Raw genomic sequence first — 16,414 nt, 5'->3', positions numbered from 1 at the left:
TAGTGTTTTTCTTAAAAAAGTTAAGCACAGTATAAAAACGTAAAATTTGTATTTATGGATAATGCATTAAAAAAATACAGTATCGAGACCACTGATTACCAAGTCGGACAAGACAACGTACAAAAGTGGGGCTTTGATATCCACAACCCAGTTTTTGGGATTAGTGCTGGCCTTGTGATCCTTTGTCTTCTTTCTCTTCTTATTGTTGAACCTGCTACCGCGCGAGATGCTCTTAATGGCCTTAGAAACGGCATCATTGCGGAATTTGACTCTTTCTTCATGTGGTCAACAAACTTCTTTATTCTATTTGCTATCGTATTACTGCTATCTCCGCTAGGAAAGATCCGCATCGGAGGCAAAAAAGCTAAAGCTGAGCATTCAACTCTCTCTTGGTTATCCATGCTGTTTGCTGCTGGTATGGGGATTGGGCTACTTTTCTGGAGTGTTGCAGAGCCAACCGCCTACTTTACCGATTGGTATGGCACACCGCTTAATGCCGAAGCATATAGCGAAGAAGCCAAATCACTAGCGATGGGTGCGACCATGTTCCATTGGGGTATTCATGGTTGGGCTATCTACTCAATTGTTGCGCTCTCTTTAGCCTTTTTCGCCTTTAACAAAGGGCTGCCACTTTCATTGCGCTCAGCGTTTTACCCGCTATTTGGTGACAGAGCTTGGGGCTGGCTAGGTCACGTGATCGATATTCTAGCCGTGCTATCAACTCTGTTTGGCCTTGCAACGTCATTGGGCTTAGGTGCACAGCAAGCCACCAGTGGTATTAACCATGTATTTGGTCTTAATGGCGGTATCGGCATGCAGATGTTTGTCATTGCCTTTGTTACCTCTATAGCGATCATTTCTGTTATTCGTGGAATCGACGGCGGCGTAAAGCTACTGAGTAACATTAATATGCTCGTTGCATTCGCTCTATTGGCGTTTGTGATTGTGATTAGCTTTGATACCGCTATGTTGTCAATTTGGGACGGCACCATCGCTTATGCGCAAAGCATCTTGCCATTAAGTACTCCTCATGGACGTGAAGATATCGATTGGATGCACGGCTGGACAGTTTTCTACTGGGCATGGTGGGTGTCTTGGTCTCCTTTCGTGGGTATGTTTATCGCTCGCGTTTCCAAAGGTAGAACTGTGCGCGAGTTTCTATTCGCGGTGATCATCATTCCAACTACAGTGACATTAATATGGATGTCGGTATTTGGCGGTATCGCTCTAGACCAAGTGGTAAATAACATTGGCGAACTTGGTGCTAATGGCCTAACTGATATTTCGCTGACTCTGTTTCATGTTTATGATGCGATGCCATACAGTGCTATCATCTCAGTACTTTCGATAGTGTTGATCTTAGTGTTCTTTATCACTTCATCAGATTCTGGTTCGCTGGTTATTGATAGCATTACCGCAGGCGGTAAGATTGACGCGCCAGTGCCGCAACGTATTTTCTGGGCATGTATTGAAGGCTCTATTGCGGCAGTGATGCTTTGGATTGGCGGCAAAGAGGCACTGCAAGCGCTTCAGTCAGGGGTTGTTGCCACCGGCCTACCTTTCACGCTAGTGCTGCTTGTGATGTGTGTAAGCTTGATTAAAGGATTACGATCTGAGCTGCCTGCTTATCAAACTGGGCGAACTCCAGCAGCCGCATAACTAGCAATTTTGAGCCAAGTAAAGAGCGATCATATGGTCGCTCTTTTTTTGTCTTTAAGAACCAATGCACATCAATGCAAATTGTTAGAAGCCTATCAACTTACCAATAGTGAGTTTCTCGTATAGTGCCTCTTTGGTTAAAAAGTGTATGGATTCGTCATGTTAGATCACTCTCAACTTACTCAACTGAGAAAAGCCATTCATCAACACCCTGAGCTGTCACATCAAGAGCAAGACACCGCAAAGCGTATTGTCGAGCTGTTTAAACGCTTCTCTCCTGATGAAGTGCACACTCACTTAGGTGGTCACGGTGTGGCGTTTGTGTTTAATGGCAAACAGGATGGTCCCTCTACATTAATACGTTGCGAGTTAGACGCTCTACCCATCCAAGAACAAAACGATTTTGCCCACCGCTCAGTGGTTGATGGCGTATCGCACAAATGTGGACATGATGGTCATATGGCGATCATCTCTTCGTTAGGTGCGACACTAGCAACTCAAGCGCCTATCTCTGGTCGAGTCATTCTCTGCTTTCAGCCTGCAGAGGAAACGGGCGCAGGCGCAATCGATATGGTCAGCGATGCTAAGTTTGAATCACTTAAGCCCGACTATGCATTTGCACTGCACAATTACCCCGGCTTACCACTCGGACAGGTTGCGGTACGGGCAGGAACCTTCAATTGCGCTTCACGTGGCATTATTATCAAACTTGAGGGAAAAACATCCCATGCAGCCCACCCTGAAGATGGTGTGAGCCCTGCGGCAGCTATGTGCCAAATCATAGCCAAGCTCAATCAACTTGGCGACGAACTAGCACAACAAGGCATCACCGATAAGCTTTGGGTTACCGTCATCCACGCTAAGCTTGGCGAGGTAGCTTTTGGTACTTCTCCCGGTGAAGCAGTTGTTATGGCGACGCTTCGCAGTGAAAGCAATTTGGGGATGGAAGCCTTAGTTGAGAGCGCTCAAGCCTACTCACGTGAATGTGCCGTACAAGCGGGGCTAAAAGTGCAGTTCAGCTTTGAAGATGTTTTCCAAGCGAGTGTCAATTCACAAGAGGGCTGTGACCGAGTTGTGCAAGCTTGCCGAAATACATCCACACAATACACGCTCATGGACCAACCGATGCGTTGGTCAGAAGATTTCGGGCAGTTCACTTCAATAGCAAAACAGGGCGCGATGTTTGCGCTTGGTGCAGGAGAAAATACCCCTCAACTGCACAACCCAGATTACGATTTTGCCGACGAACTCATCCCCATCGGCCATGCACTTTTCCTCGACCTCATTACACAAATTAATGGTCTAGACTCGCACTCTGCTTAGCCTCTATTTTATCGCAGATGTAAGAGCCGATTGGGATAGCAGAAGTCGCAGCAGGAGAAGGTGCATTACAAACATGCAGGCTGCGCGGGCTTTCTGCAAACAAGAAGTCATGTACCAAGGTTCCATCTTTAAGAACCGCCTGTGCCCTTATGCCTGCTGGGTAGAGTTGTAAGTCTTCAACCTCTAACTTGGGGCAGTACTTGTTTACTCGTTTAAGGTAGCCCGCCTTCCACCAAGAGTCTTTGGTTTCCGCTAAGCCAGCTTTTAAGTGTTTTGCTGTCACCTTCCAGAAGCCAATGAATGACACCATATCGATAACATCCCGCAGGCTGAAGTTCACTCGTCCGTAGCCTTCTCTTTTCCAACCTTGCACCGCATTTGGCCCAACCGTTACGCTGCCATCAATCATCCGTGTTAAATGAACACCAAGAAACGGCAAATCAGGATCTGGAATTGGGTAAATCAAATGATTAACGATGTGATTGTATCTAACGGGTAAACGATAGTATTCACCACGATAAGGAATGATCTGGAAGTCGGTTTCAAGCCCCATCATCTTAGTCATGCGATCTGCCATCAATCCTGAACAGACGACTAGAAACTGTCCTTCAATGGTTTGATGGTTCAACACTTGCTGAATCGAGACTCGGACACTATTCGCTTGCTCTTCTAAACCAACTACTTGCGATCTAAGCGCTACATGCCCTCCCGCCTGACGAAACTCTTCTACCATCGCCTCGGTGACTTGACGGTAATCCACAATGCTCGTTGCGCTAACGGCAATGGCGCCTAGGCCGACAATATTCGGTTCTCGCTTTGATAGCTCTTGCTGATCAATCAGCTCTACCTCGATACCATTGTGCTGACAACGGGTATATAAGGCCTGCATGCGCTCAACTTCGATAGGCGTTGTCGCCACCAGCAATTTGCCGCAATTCTCGACCTTAATATGGTGTTTTTGGCAAAAGTCGACGGTCGCTTTAACTCCGGCTTTGCAGAACTCCGCTTTTAAACTGCCGGGCGCGTAATACACGCCCGCATGAATCACGCCGCTATTGTGTCCGGTTTGGTGAAAAGAGAGCTGAGACTCTTTTTCCAGTAATAGAATGGATTTATCAGGGTGACGGCTCTGCAACTGCCAAGCCGTAGAAACACCGACAATGCCGCCGCCAATAACAATGTAATCGTAGCTGTGCTCCACCCTAACCTTCCTTGCTGTTCATTTCTTTCTGCTCATTTATCAAACACGATAATAATAAGCTTGGCCTTAACCGATTGAAAGATCGACTTATATCGAAATAGATTATCAATCGATACAATTCATATTCAATTAAACATCGAAACTTTGAAAAACATGGTTAAAATAGCCGGCTCAGATTTTCTAACCAAACACGTTGTTTGAGGAACAGACATTGAATACGCAACACCTTTTGGCAAGTGACAGCAAAGATATCGAACAAGCTACAGACATTCTCGCAGCTGGCGAGCTTGTTGCGATTCCGACGGAAACGGTTTATGGCCTTGCCGCCGATGCCTCGAACCCAGAAGCGGTGAAGAAGATCTTTACAGCCAAAGGACGCCCAGCTAATCACCCATTGATCGTTCATATTGGTGATGTTGAACAACTGACAGATTGGGCGAAAAATATTCCTCAACAAGCTTACGATATTGCCAAAGCCTACTGGCCTGGTCCTGTGACTTTACTGCTCAGCAAGGCAGACCAAGCAACATCTGTCGTCACTGGTGGTTTAGATACCATCGGAATTCGTATGCCTGCCCATGATGTGTTTGCGACTCTACTAAAATCGTCAGGTATGGCGGTAGCCGCGCCTTCGGCTAACCCATATAAAAAGCTCAGCCCAACATCCGCGAGCCACGTACTCAATTCGTTAGGTGGGAAGATTGCGGCCGTACTCGACGGTGGAGACTGCGCCCACGGTTTAGAATCCACCATCATTGACCTGACACAAAAGCCGTTCCGCATTCTGCGCAGTGGCCCAATTACTGCGGCTCAGTTGTCAGAAACACTAGGTGAAGAAGTATTGGCACCAAAAACGCACTCTGTAGCAGTACCGGGTAACGTGACGAGCCACTACCAACCAAACACTAAGGTACGCTTAGTTGACCTAGCTGAAATCGAGAGCTGTCAAAGTGAGAATATTGCATGTTTGCACTATTCAGCCATCAGTAATCAAAGCGTTAAGTCCAAGCAAATGCCGACAGACGTTGCTCAATACTCGCATGATCTGTATCGCGCACTAGATGATGCTGATAAATGGGGCTGCGAAGAGATCTGGGTTGAACGCCCACCCGTGACAGAAGATTGGCTAGCCGTTCACGACCGCTTGAATAGAGCACAGTCGAAGTTATAAAAAACGAAAGTGTACGTGTTTGTTAATCATTGGTGAGCACGTACACCGAATCACCACTCAGCGAGAAGCAACCTGCTCTTTACACCACGAACTTGAAGTCCGAGCGCTTCAAACACTTCCTCAAAGTCACGACATTGATTAGAAACATTAGGTAACGCAAGAGCCGCTTCGGAGAAAAAGCGCCGCTCTAGTTGTTCTTCCTCTCCCCAAGCAAGCTGCCACCAATCTAAAATTCTCTGCTGAGATGAACAAAGACGAGCATAGCTAGGAAGACGATCTTTCTTATCTAAATTCTCTTTCGCTGTCGTTGGCAGTAAATTCCACTTGTCATTGTTGGGCCAGTGGGCAAACGGTAAGCAGTGATCAATGTGATACTCCTTGTTGAGCCGTTTCCCACTCCAAACACTACGTAGCTCAGCTTGATTTTTAAGCAGATCATCGAATCGAGATCGGATATCCCGTGTGTTGTGTTTTTTGTCGATCCAAACCAGACAATCATGGTAGGTTTGCAAGGAAATATTGCGCTGCTTGTTACGCTCAAAGCGCTGCATTTCTGAAACCCATTGATTGACGACTAATGGCTCAATCCAAGAGTTGTACAAGCGTAAGCAATCCCACAAGCTCTCTTCCAAAACGAACTGACCATAACTTTCAAGAAAGTCTGAATCGACAATATACGAACTAGCCTTTCTCGTGGTTTTTCGGACCATAGTAAAATAGGGGTTAGAGATATCCCCATGGTAGGTATATTTGACTGGGCCGCTCTTTAGTGTTGCCAATGTGTCACGAATGGCTTTGTCGAGCCCCTTGGCTTCACCCCCACTAAAGAAAGAGCCAATCGCTAAATCTTCCGCAGCTAAGTGAGTAAGCTTCCCCCAACCATCAGGCTTAACAAAACCTAGCCCTGTGGATGAGTTCGCACTTTGCTGAATATCCTCTTCATCGATCAGGCGTTTAAACTGACGGTTCCAATATAGGGCAACCAAACCGAGAGGAATCGCGACGTTACCATCGCTTCTATCTATCACGGCCCCAGAGTGAGCATCAGCAATGCGCAGTAAAGTACGCAGCAAAGCAAGTTTATAGGTCGCCGATTTACTGTCATTCACTATGATATGGCGAACCTTATTTAAGTCTCCAGAGCCATCATCAGGCAAAGTCATTACGACTGTTTGCCACGAGACGCCTGAACGCATCAGTTGGTCTGTCTCTTCAAATACACCACGAATCAACAGTGCGCTGTCCTTGGCAAACTGTTCTAGCTCTTCGACAGAGACTGGGTAACTCACTCGACCATCGCCAAAAATTCCATGACGCAAGGTAATGATCAGCTTGCCATTGGGCGCAAGCAGATTAGAGAGTTTTCTAAACGCACGCTTGCGGTGAGATGGAGCAAGGTGCATCCACACAGCGCTGACTAAAATAACGTCAAAGCGTATGCCTAAATTGGTTGTTCGACTAAGCGCGGGCAATGAGTCATCGAGCCAAACCACACTAGGCCCTGTATGTTCAGAACCTAAATTACGAAACGCTTGAGATGGTTCGATGGCGTAGACTTCACAACCTAACTCGGCCATCCACTTGGCATCACGCCCACTTCCAGCTCCAACATCGAGAACTTTATCGCCGGAAAAGGGCCAGTGTGACCGCCACGCGCTATGCACAGAGTCAGCTTGAACACTGTAGTATTGAGCGCACAACTGTGCGGCATTTTGCTCGTAAAATGAGTGGTTTGAAGACATCGCCATAGAAGAATAATTAAACTCTTTGCATAATAATTCTCTTTGTTAGTGATTACCACCAAAGCGTCAGCAAAACTTGTTGCAATTTGGTTAAATAGACTTAAAACTCTAACTGTATCAATCCGGTTTTGGTTGATAATTTGATTGAATCACGCAAGGAGCGCATTTTGTTAACTATTCTCCGCCTTGTAACGGCTGCTATTTACATCGTGTTTATGACTCTGTTCGCTATGGTTTACTGCCTGTTTAGCCCACGTAACCCTAAGCACGTTTACTTCTTTTGTCGTTGGTTTAATCAGTTGCACAAGCTGGTAGGCTTAAAACTGATTCAGCGAGGGTTGGAACGAGCTCCGACGCCAAACAATAGCGTTTATATTTCTAACCACCAGAGCGTGTATGACTTTGTCACCTCACCGGGAATGCTAAGGCCACGAACCGTTTCACTGGGTAAGAAAGAGCTGCTGTGGGTGCCTTTCTTCGGTCAACTGTATTGGATTACTGGCAACATTCTGATTAACCGCCAAGATAAATCCCAAGCGCGTGATACGATCAAGCAAGTTGCAGAAGCTATCCACCAGCGCAATCTTTCGGTATGGGCATATCCTGAAGGCACTCGCAGTAAAGGACGTGGACTACTGCCATTCAAAACTGGCGCATTTCGCATGGCCATTGAAGCAGGCGTGCCGATTACTCCCATGGTAGTGAGTACAACCCACAATAAGATCAACCTCAACCGCCGCTACAATGGTGTCGTGATCACCGAGATGCTCGACCCTATCGATACCTCTGGCTACCAGCTCAGTGATGCACGCCATCTTGCCGAACATTGTCATCAACTGATGGAGGCCAAGATTGCTGAGCTAGATAAAGAGGTCGCGATTCTCGAAGCGCAACAGCCCAAAGAAGTGACTACTAGTAGCGAGACGCTCTCTTCAAAGTAGCTCCATCAGTGAGCGGCTCACAGATAAATCACTGAGTAACTACACACTTACTTGCAAAACCATTTAATCATCGCAATTTTACTTGGGTGAGTTGTCGTACAATGGCTTTGTCGGCACAGTCAGCGTAAACGTTGCGAGGGTATCAAATGCAGATTATTCATCATGGCGGCAAACACACGATTACTGGCTCTTGTCATGAGCTTAGCTCTGATGGGCAAGCGATTCTTATCGATTGTGGCCTGTTTCAAGGTGCAGACTCTCGGCCACTGGACATCGATTTCGACACAGCGCATTTAACCGCAGTGGTCATCACTCACGCCCATATTGATCATATTGGCCGCTTACCTTGGCTACTCGCAACTGGCTATAACCAACCTATCTATTGCACTACCGCAAGCGCAGAGCTTATTCCGCTAATGCTTGAAGACAGCCTAAAACTGCAACTCGGTTTGGATCGCAAACAAACAGAGCGCGTATTGAATAAAATACGTCGATTAATCAAAGCATTAGAGTTCAACCAATGGCACTGCCTAGATAGCATTAACTCTGTCAGTTCGATGTCGATTCGTTTTCAACCTGCGGGGCATATATTAGGCTCTGCCTATGTTGAAGTTCGATTGGCTAACCAAGAGGTGGTGGTGTTTTCTGGCGATCTCGGGCCTACCAATACCCCACTGTTACCAGACCCAACCTCTCCAGAACGTGCTGATCATCTGCTGATTGAAACAACTTATGGTGACAAACAACACGAGGACGTAAAAACACGAGGAGAACGGCTAAAAGCCATCATCGACCACTCATTGGAAGATGGAGGCGCAATCCTCATTCCGGCTTTCAGTGTTGGCAGAACTCAAGAGCTGCTATTCGATATAGAACAGTTACTTCACACTCATCAGATCGATGTTTCCATTCCCATTATTCTCGACTCTCCAATGGCACAGCGCGTCACTCGCTCTTATCGCCGCTTCAAACAATTATGGGGACAGGAAGCGAAACAACGGCTAGAGATGCACCGCCACCCGCTCGCCTTTGAGCAGTGTATTACGGTCGAAGATCATCGAACTCATCAACGCTTGGTCAATCGTCTGCAATCCACTCAAGAGCCAGCGATTGTGGTCGCAGCTTCCGGTATGTGCCAAGGCGGTCGAATTATGGATTATCTCAAAGCCCTTTTACCTCATGAAACTACCGATATTTTGCTCGCGGGCTACCAAGCTCAAGGCACGTTAGGGCGTGAAATACTGTCCGGCGTCATGCAAGTAGAAATTGATGGTGAGAAGATCGAGGTTAATGCACAGGTCCACACTATGTCGGGCTACTCAGCCCACGCCGACAAACAAGATTTACTGCGATTTATCACGGGTATTGAACCTAAGCCTAAGCTTATCCACTTGATCCATGGCGAGCCAGAAACTCAAGAGCAATTTGCCACAGAACTTCGCGCGCTGGGCTACGAAGTCAGCGGCTAATCGTCACCACAAAAACAAATCGTTAAACACTTCATATCTTTTACCTGCAACAGGCGCTATCCTGAAAACGTGTTTGTCACTGGAACTGTTAATGGACATATTCATACTGGTAGGGCTGATCGCATTGAACGGCCTGTTTGCTATGTCAGAACTGGCACTTGTCGCCGCTAAAACGAGCCGTTTAAAAAGCCTCGCCCAAACTCAATCCTCAGCACAACTTGCACTTGAATTAAAGAACAATCCAACCCGGTTTCTATCGACGATTCAAATAGGTATTACTGCTATTGGCCTCTTAAGTGGCATCTTTGGTGAAGCAACATTGTCAGCCCCTTTCGCAACTTGGCTAACCCAACAAGGGCTAAGCTCTGAAATCGCATCAATCGTTTCTACAGCCATTGTGGTGGCAGTTATTACTTACTTCGCTATTGTCGTTGGTGAGCTTGTGCCCAAGCGTTTCGCCCAGCGTAATGCCGAGCAAATCGCGGTGATTGTCGCCTACCCGATTCACTGGCTAGCGATTATCACCACACCATTTGTCGTACAGCTTAGTGCCTCAACCGATGCCTTACTTGCCCTATTTCGTCAGCGTGGTGACGATAGCGACCAAGTTACCGAAGAGGATATTTTTGCTGTTGTTACTGAGGGTTCAGAATCCGGGGCGATTGAGCCACAAGAGCAGGAGATGATTCGCAACATTCTGCATTTGAATGACCGATTAGTCACTTCGTTAATGACGCCACGCTGCGATATTGATTACCTCGATATTGAGCAACCTATCGAGCTATGCCTCGAGCAATTGCGTCAAACTCAGCACTCTGTGTGGCCTGTTTGTCACGGCGGTTTAGACAACATAATAGGGACAATTTCATCTAAGGTTTTGCTCGACCAATATGAAGCGCTTTCGATTGAAAAAATTGCCCGTCTGGCAAGGAAGGCACGTTACTTCCCCGAATCGATGAAGGGTCTCCCACTGCTTAACCAGATGCAGCAAAGCAACTGTGAAATGGCATTTATTGTCGATGAATATGGCGACTTTCAAGGATTGATTACCCACTATGACATTCTTGAGTCTGTGGCAGGCGAACTAGGGCTTGCTCCACAACATAGCTGGGCACGACTGTATCAAGATGGCAGTTGGCGGATGGATGCGTTAATCCCGCTCAATGAACTCAAACGCCGTTTAGATCTTAGTCTGATAGATGGGGAAGAAGCCGAGGGATTTCAAACACTCAACGGTTTTCTGACTTGGCAAATCGGCCGAGTGCCCGAAGTTGGAGAGATCATCAACTACCAAGATTGGCAGTTTGAAATATTACGAGTGCAAAATAACCGCATCCTGCAAGTGCGTGTATCGCGCCTATAGTAATAGGCACACCCGTTCAGTAGGCGGATTAAGACTTAAAAGATGACAGTAACAGAGGAAGCTTCCCTATATACACTAGCTCACCACATTCCATCGTATGTACGAGTTCAAAATTGAATCGCTCAGATAGAGTGGCACCTTCCTGGGTATAAGCCAGAGCTATCAAACCCTTCACACGCGCGACTAACGATTCCTGCTCTACTAGCTGACTGATCAAATGCTTAAACAACTTAAACAAAAGCGATTTTTTACGCCATTCAGGCTTAATAACGACACTTGTAACATAGAGGTAGACATTCCCAGTATAGGTATCAGACACGCCCGCTATATTTTCCTCTTCGAGCTTTCCCTGTCTTAGAAGCTCATATTCACGCTCATCTAGCTTTATAAAACCTACTTGTCCAATTAACTCACCCGCCAGGATGGCGCCACTGAACAAGTTTAGATTTTGCCTACGTAACCGACTCCAATGAGCTAGTTCATCCTCACTTGCGTGATAATTCGATATCCCACTGTCTGAAAGAAACACCGACGACATCACCACATCTTCTATTCGCCACCCTTGCTCTAAAAGTTGAGGGTAGCTCATACAACGGATATTGTGCGCCTGTGTCATTGCAGATTTGAATTCACTGAACCATTTAGGGAGGCCACTTTTTTGCGCAATCACATAATACCAGTTAAACCACTCTAGCCACTCAAGTTCACTGAACTCTTTTTTCTTTAAAAGTTCACTCATGCGTTGCGATTTAAATTGATCAGAGTTACTCAAAAGACTAGCTAAAAGCGTTTCTATCTGTTCAGGAAACAGCCTTAAGTGCAAACTCTCTTGGGTGCCAAAAAACTGGTCTAATTTAGGATCGAGGGCCATTTCGTCTCTTACGTTGTTTAATGATCATGACAATGAGAAGTACCAGAAGCCAAGTACTCACTCCTGAGCCTAAAATAGAATAAATCTCTGACAATGAATACCACTTTGCATCCAACAGCCTCTGGAATAAGGTAAATAGATACGGTGCAATTTCAAATACAAACAAGATAAGAGCAATTAAAAAAAGTATTTTATCTTCGTTGCCCTGCTGAATTGCTTGGCGGATATTAATTTTATGCTGAAGAAACTGTTGATTATTATCGTAAGTTGTAAAGTGTTTTTCTATGCCAAAGCTATTATCCAACTTGTTAGCAAGATTTTGAGCGGTTACATAGTGAAAAATCTGTATATCCCAAAACGGCATAGTCAATGAGAACTCGGAGGTTAATTGGTCCATCGTTGTCATTTCAAGCAATTTACTATCACTAATTGCTTCAATCGTTTTGGTATTAGTACGAAGTACAGCCGATTCCTTAAATGCAAGTATCTCCAGTATAAAAAGAAATACCGTATCTGAAGCTAACGTCGCGACATCGTGCTCACCAGGACGGCGATCCACTCGCAGTACACAGTTTTTTCCTGCGTAGATATCGCTACTATCATACTGGGCAATATTGGCAGAAATTTGCTCTTCAACTTCAGGCGAAACTATTTGAGCATTCATATCTTCGGAGTTATAAGTTTCACTGGCAAGATAACTTGGTAGGATATCTTCGGGGATATTCTTGCGAGTTGATAAGCAGGTTTTAGCTGCTGAGGATAACAAATGAATACCAAACTTGTTAAATAAGTACTGGCTAATATTGCAGCATCGACCATTATCCAACTTGAGTATCAGCTTATCAGCGGAAACACGATCCAACAGTTGTGACACCATAAACTGCTTATTTTGTAGAACCAGCATTACCACAACTAGCCGTGTGTTTTCATCAACCGTAGCAACAATCTCCATCTGCTCATATCGCCCTTCTTCACTGCAACATTCTAAATCATCGAAGCACGCCAATTTATAACTACCTAAACAGTAACGCTTCAAAGAACGGTGCACATGACTGGAGATCTCGCTTTCAATACGACTCGTCATTTCTTTGATTAGTTCTTGACTGGATGCTTCTGGAGCACTCAATTTTGTCAATGCCTTTTCTAGCTTCTTATCGCCGATATACCCAGGAATAACGATATAAACATTACCATTAAATTGTTCGGTTATTACGGTCATAGCTATACTCAATTTGAAAAAGAATAATCAGGATAAAACCATTTAGTTATCAATGCAATATATCTAAAATCCCCCCAAATGTTCCACACCCCACCAAAGAGGAGGATTGAGAATGTCACTCATAACTTCAACCTCAGCTACCATTTTCATTAATCCCACGACAAAAAAAACGGCGCTGAGAACAGCGCCGTTTTCACTCGGTACTTTAAGCGTTCAACGCTTGTTCTAGGTCAGCGAGAATGTCATCGATATGTTCAATACCGACCGACAAACGAATCATCTCTGGCGAAACGCCAGCTTGCTTCTGCTCTTGCTCGCTTAACTGACGGTGAGTCGTCGATGCAGGGTGACAAGCGAGTGACTTCGCATCACCTATGTTGACCAAACGCTTAAAGATCTGCAGTGCATCGTAGAAGCGAACGCCCGCGTCGTAACCATCTTTCAAGCCGAATGACAGAATCGCAGAAGGTTTACCCTTCATGTATTTCTCTGCCAGTGGATAGAACTCTGAACTTGGTAAACCTGCATAGCTCACCCAGCTAACTTTATCGTGCTTCTCTAGGTACTCTGCCACTTTTAGCGCGTTCTCGGTATGACGCTCCATACGTAAAGATAAAGTCTCAAGCCCTTGCATCAGCATGAAAGAGTTCATTGGTGACAGTGCCGACCCGGTATTACGTAGTGGTACAGTTCGAGCACGGCCAATAAACGCGGCTTCACCGAAGGCTTCGGTGTACACAACGCCATGGTAAGAAGGCTCTGGTTGGTTGAACACAGGGAAACGCTCTTTATGCTCTGCCCAAGGGAATTTCCCAGAGTCGATAATAATGCCGCCTAAGGTTGTGCCATGACCGCCAACATACTTAGTCAATGAGTGCACTACGATATCTGCGCCAAACTCAATTGGCTTACACAATGCAGGTGTTGCCACTGTATTATCAACCATCACAGGCACTCCTTGCGCGTGGGCAAGATCCGCTACTCGCTGAAGATCAATGATGTTACCTGCTGGGTTACCGATGCTCTCACAGTAAACCGCCTTGGTGTTTTCATCGATCAACTCAGCTAGGCTTTCAGGCTTATCATCCTTAGCGAATTTCACATTGATACCTAAGTTCGGCAGCATATGTGCGAACAAGGTATAGGTGCCGCCATAAAGTTGCGGCGTCGAGACAATGTTATCGCCCGCTTGTGCCAGCGTCAGAATTGCGTAGTTAATCGCCGCGCTACCTGCACTCACCACCAAACCAGCGATACCACCTTCAAGGGCCGCCATACGCTTCTCTAACACGTCATTGGTTGGGTTCATGATTCGTGTATAGATGTTTCCCGGCACTTCTAGGTTAAACAGATCAGCACCGTGTTGCGCGTTATCAAACTCATACGCCACCGTCTGGTAAATTGGGGTTGCTACAGATTTTGTTGTTGGGTCAGTCTCATAGCCAAAATGAATCGAGAGCGTTTCGTCTTTCATATTCCGTCCTTGGGTGTGTGCCATACATAAGTGGTAAAGTCTTATCAGTAAATAACATAAGATGGTTCATTGTTTAGGTAAATATGTGGCTCCATTCACATTCAATTTTGTCTAACAATAGAGAAGTGTCGTAAAAGTTTGGTCAATACCATCTGGATAGACCAATTAATTGCGCACCTTCATGTATACTGCGCGGCAGTTATAGCCACATGAATAAGACTATGTTTCTAGCACCGTATTTTTCACAAGATAACAATCAGTTCCAGTTTACTCGCCAGCAAGCAAGCCACTTCGCTAAAAAGATTGCCGGTGACTTTAACCCTATCCACGACGAAGACAACAAACGCTTCTGCGTACCAGGCGACCTGCTTTTTGCTGTACTGCTCAGCAAAGAGGGCATCAGCCAAAAGATGCGCTTTGACTTCTCGGGTATGGTAAACGACGGAATCTCGCTATCTATTGAGAACAAGTGTGAGAAAGAGAGCTCGCTCGTTGATGAAAACTCGAAAGAGTACCTTCATATGACCCACGAAGGCGAAGTGAGCCGCGACGCTGCTTTTATTGAGCACGTAGTAACAAGCTATGTTCAGTTCTCTGGTATGAACTTTCCGCACATCATGGTTCCACTTATGGAAGAAGCGCAGATGATGATCAACTGCCAACGCCCATTGGTAATTTACGAAAGCATGGAAGTCGAGTTCGATCGTCTTGACCTAACTCACCCAGAAGTAGAATTTACTGGTGCAACTTTTGACGTTGAAGGTAAACGCGGTGTAGTAACGCTTAACTTTGCATTTAAAGAAGATGGTGAAGTGGTAGGTAAAGGCATTAAGCGCATGGTGGCAAGCGGCTTAAAACCTTATGACCAAGACGCAGTAGACGATCTAGTAGAGCGCTTTAACGCTCGCAAAGATAGCTTTTTAGCTGAGTTTGCTAACGCAGCATAAGCCCAAGAAAACTAGCAAAAAGGTTACGTTCGAGTAACCTTTTTTCGTTTCAGCCCTACCAAGTTCAAACAATTCTCGCCCTAGTCTAGCGTCTTCGATCTGAGTTGGTTAGCCTCTACTTCTCGTTCATTGGTAATCACACAAAGATGGCACTACACGCTCACTACTCAAGCTCTATCCTCGACTTTACTCAAACTGACAGCGCTTTAATCTACGCCCAGCTTTCGACATCTAATAGTCATTGGCTCAGCAAAATTGAGTTGCTCAAACATCAGCTTAACCAACTGCCCCATTTAGCAGGTGATATTGTATTGGGACTATTAGATTTAGAAACAGAGTTAGATATCGAAGCCGTGATCCTCTATCGAGGTTTAGTGTTTCCCATAGCTATTGACCTCGATAACGAGCAGTATCAAGACGTATCAAAAGCAAACATCCACCAGCAAGCTCGAGTACTAAAAGAGCAACACCAAAGCAGCGCAGAAAAGTTTATTGTGCCTATTTTGCTCACAGTGAAGGCAACACCACAAGGCGCAGCCATTGCCGTTTCTGAAGATTTGGTTGCCAACACCATGTTCGATACTGGCGAGCATTTAGCGGCTATGATTGAGCACTTTTCTAATCAGTACAAAGATGATCAGATCATCTTATCTGAGTGGTTGAGCGACAGTTAATACACTTAACGAGTCATTTTCTTCACAAACACCACCACAAACAGAGCCATGGTAAAACTGCCGAGAAAGGCTTCGCAGGCAGCAATAAATCGAGCGACCCCAACAGGAGATATATCTCCGTAACCAAGGGTAGTAAAGGTCACCACACTAAAGTAGAGCGAGTTAAAGAACTCTAGAACGTAGAACTTCCAACCTGTTACCCCTTCATAGATGGGATGTGCACCTGTGGTATCAAGGAAGAAGTACGCCATCGCACAGACTAGTATCAAAAAAATCGAGAAGCCAACCACGCGAATAGGGTCTTCCCCATAGCCACAAAACACATCTACGGCCTTGGAAATGACTCTTTTAAGGCTCATT

14 protein-coding genes are annotated in these 16,414 nt (G+C 45.7%); 8 read left to right on the top strand and 6 right to left on the bottom strand.

All coding sequences use genetic code 11. The annotated features are described in order from the left end of the window. The first annotated feature begins 54 nt into the window (after positions 1–54). Entirely contained in the window at positions 55–1,659 is a 1,605-nt protein-coding gene (locus QTO00_RS00905) for a BCCT family transporter (protein WP_331422379.1), read from the top strand. Between the two features lie 159 nt (positions 1,660–1,818). Beyond that, entirely contained in the window at positions 1,819–2,982 is a 1,164-nt protein-coding gene (locus QTO00_RS00900; protein WP_331422378.1) for an amidohydrolase, read from the top strand. On the opposite strand, the gene lhgO is transcribed toward QTO00_RS00900, so the two are convergent. Further along, the gene (gene lhgO, locus QTO00_RS00895) at positions 2,954–4,183 is read right to left on the bottom strand and encodes an L-2-hydroxyglutarate oxidase (RefSeq protein WP_331422377.1); all 1,230 of its coding nucleotides are present in this window, start codon (positions 4,181–4,183) and stop codon (positions 2,954–2,956) included. The genes QTO00_RS00900 and lhgO overlap by 29 nt on opposite strands. A gap of 211 nt (positions 4,184–4,394) precedes the next feature. On the opposite strand from lhgO, the gene QTO00_RS00890 reads away from it, so the two are divergent. After that, complete coding sequence (locus QTO00_RS00890; RefSeq protein ID WP_331422375.1) at positions 4,395–5,354, top strand: L-threonylcarbamoyladenylate synthase; 960 nt, start codon at positions 4,395–4,397, stop codon at positions 5,352–5,354. A gap of 50 nt (positions 5,355–5,404) precedes the next feature. Here the strand turns inward: QTO00_RS00890 and QTO00_RS00885 are convergent, their stop codons facing one another. Beyond that, positions 5,405–7,096: a class I SAM-dependent methyltransferase gene (locus tag QTO00_RS00885; RefSeq protein WP_331422406.1), complete on the bottom strand. Its 1,692-nt coding sequence runs from the start codon at positions 7,094–7,096 to the stop codon at positions 5,405–5,407. Between the two features lie 167 nt (positions 7,097–7,263). On the opposite strand from QTO00_RS00885, the gene QTO00_RS00880 reads away from it, so the two are divergent. The 3 genes from QTO00_RS00880 (at position 7,264) to QTO00_RS00870 (ending at position 10,869) form a co-directional block, all read left to right on the top strand. Then, positions 7,264–8,037, top strand: a complete 774-nt coding sequence (locus QTO00_RS00880; RefSeq protein WP_331422373.1) for a 1-acylglycerol-3-phosphate O-acyltransferase — start codon at positions 7,264–7,266, stop codon at positions 8,035–8,037. A gap of 146 nt (positions 8,038–8,183) precedes the next feature. Next, positions 8,184–9,506 (top strand): MBL fold metallo-hydrolase, encoded by a 1,323-nt coding sequence (locus tag QTO00_RS00875; protein WP_331422371.1) that lies wholly within the window; start codon positions 8,184–8,186, stop codon positions 9,504–9,506. Between the two features lie 91 nt (positions 9,507–9,597). Continuing rightward, positions 9,598–10,869: a hemolysin family protein gene (locus tag QTO00_RS00870; protein WP_331422369.1), complete on the top strand. Its 1,272-nt coding sequence runs from the start codon at positions 9,598–9,600 to the stop codon at positions 10,867–10,869. A 28-nt stretch (positions 10,870–10,897) separates the two neighbouring features. Here the strand turns inward: QTO00_RS00870 and QTO00_RS00865 are convergent, their stop codons facing one another. The 3 genes from QTO00_RS00865 to QTO00_RS00855 all read right to left on the bottom strand — a co-directional run bounded on the left by QTO00_RS00865 (position 10,898) and on the right by QTO00_RS00855 (position 14,433). Then, the gene (locus tag QTO00_RS00865) at positions 10,898–11,608 is read right to left on the bottom strand and encodes a hypothetical protein (protein ID WP_331422367.1); all 711 of its coding nucleotides are present in this window, start codon (positions 11,606–11,608) and stop codon (positions 10,898–10,900) included. A 115-nt stretch (positions 11,609–11,723) separates the two neighbouring features. Beyond that, positions 11,724–12,959: a hypothetical protein gene (locus tag QTO00_RS00860; RefSeq protein WP_331422365.1), complete on the bottom strand. Its 1,236-nt coding sequence runs from the start codon at positions 12,957–12,959 to the stop codon at positions 11,724–11,726. 205 nt (positions 12,960–13,164) lie between these two features. After that, on the bottom strand, positions 13,165–14,433 hold the full coding sequence (locus tag QTO00_RS00855; RefSeq protein WP_331422363.1) for an O-acetylhomoserine aminocarboxypropyltransferase/cysteine synthase family protein: 1,269 nt from the start codon (positions 14,431–14,433) through the stop codon (positions 13,165–13,167). 221 nt (positions 14,434–14,654) lie between these two features. Here QTO00_RS00855 and QTO00_RS00850 point away from each other — a divergent pair, with 221 nt between their 5' ends. Both QTO00_RS00850 and QTO00_RS00845 read left to right on the top strand, forming a co-directional pair. After that, a complete protein-coding gene (locus QTO00_RS00850) occupies positions 14,655–15,380 on the top strand; it encodes a DUF3581 domain-containing protein (RefSeq protein ID WP_331422405.1) in 726 nt (241 codons plus the stop codon). A gap of 146 nt (positions 15,381–15,526) precedes the next feature. Next, entirely contained in the window at positions 15,527–16,054 is a 528-nt protein-coding gene (locus tag QTO00_RS00845) for a hypothetical protein (protein WP_331422362.1), read from the top strand. 5 nt (positions 16,055–16,059) lie between these two features. Here the strand turns inward: QTO00_RS00845 and QTO00_RS00840 are convergent. Beyond that, positions 16,060–16,414, bottom strand: a 355-nt coding sequence (locus QTO00_RS00840) for a potassium channel family protein (protein WP_331422361.1), incomplete at its 5' end; no start/stop codon positions are given.

The organism is Vibrio sp. M260118 (assembly GCF_036533755.1).
Taxonomy (GTDB): domain Bacteria; phylum Pseudomonadota; class Gammaproteobacteria; order Enterobacterales; family Vibrionaceae; genus Vibrio.
Note: the sequence above shows the minus strand (reverse complement) of the source record. Positions and strands in the feature narration are given on the sequence as shown.

Bases quoted from the DNA above. Each gene is read 5' to 3' on its own strand.
- QTO00_RS00905 (WP_331422379.1), top strand. From the start codon at position 55: ATGGATAATGCATTAAAAAAATACAGTATCGAGACCACTGATTACCAA.
- QTO00_RS00900 (WP_331422378.1), top strand. From the start codon at position 1,819: ATGTTAGATCACTCTCAACTTACTCAACTGAGAAAAGCCATTCATCAA.
- QTO00_RS00885 (WP_331422406.1), bottom strand. From the start codon at position 7,096: ATGTCTTCAAACCACTCATTTTACGAGCAAAATGCCGCACAGTTGTGC.
- QTO00_RS00875 (WP_331422371.1), top strand. From the start codon at position 8,184: ATGCAGATTATTCATCATGGCGGCAAACACACGATTACTGGCTCTTGT.
- QTO00_RS00870 (WP_331422369.1), top strand. From the start codon at position 9,598: ATGGACATATTCATACTGGTAGGGCTGATCGCATTGAACGGCCTGTTT.
- QTO00_RS00865 (WP_331422367.1), bottom strand. From the start codon at position 11,608: ATGAGTGAACTTTTAAAGAAAAAAGAGTTCAGTGAACTTGAGTGGCTA.
- QTO00_RS00860 (WP_331422365.1), bottom strand. From the start codon at position 12,959: ATGACCGTAATAACCGAACAATTTAATGGTAATGTTTATATCGTTATT.
- QTO00_RS00855 (WP_331422363.1), bottom strand. From the start codon at position 14,433: ATGAAAGACGAAACGCTCTCGATTCATTTTGGCTATGAGACTGACCCA.
- QTO00_RS00850 (WP_331422405.1), top strand. From the start codon at position 14,655: ATGTTTCTAGCACCGTATTTTTCACAAGATAACAATCAGTTCCAGTTT.
- QTO00_RS00845 (WP_331422362.1), top strand. From the start codon at position 15,527: ATGGCACTACACGCTCACTACTCAAGCTCTATCCTCGACTTTACTCAA.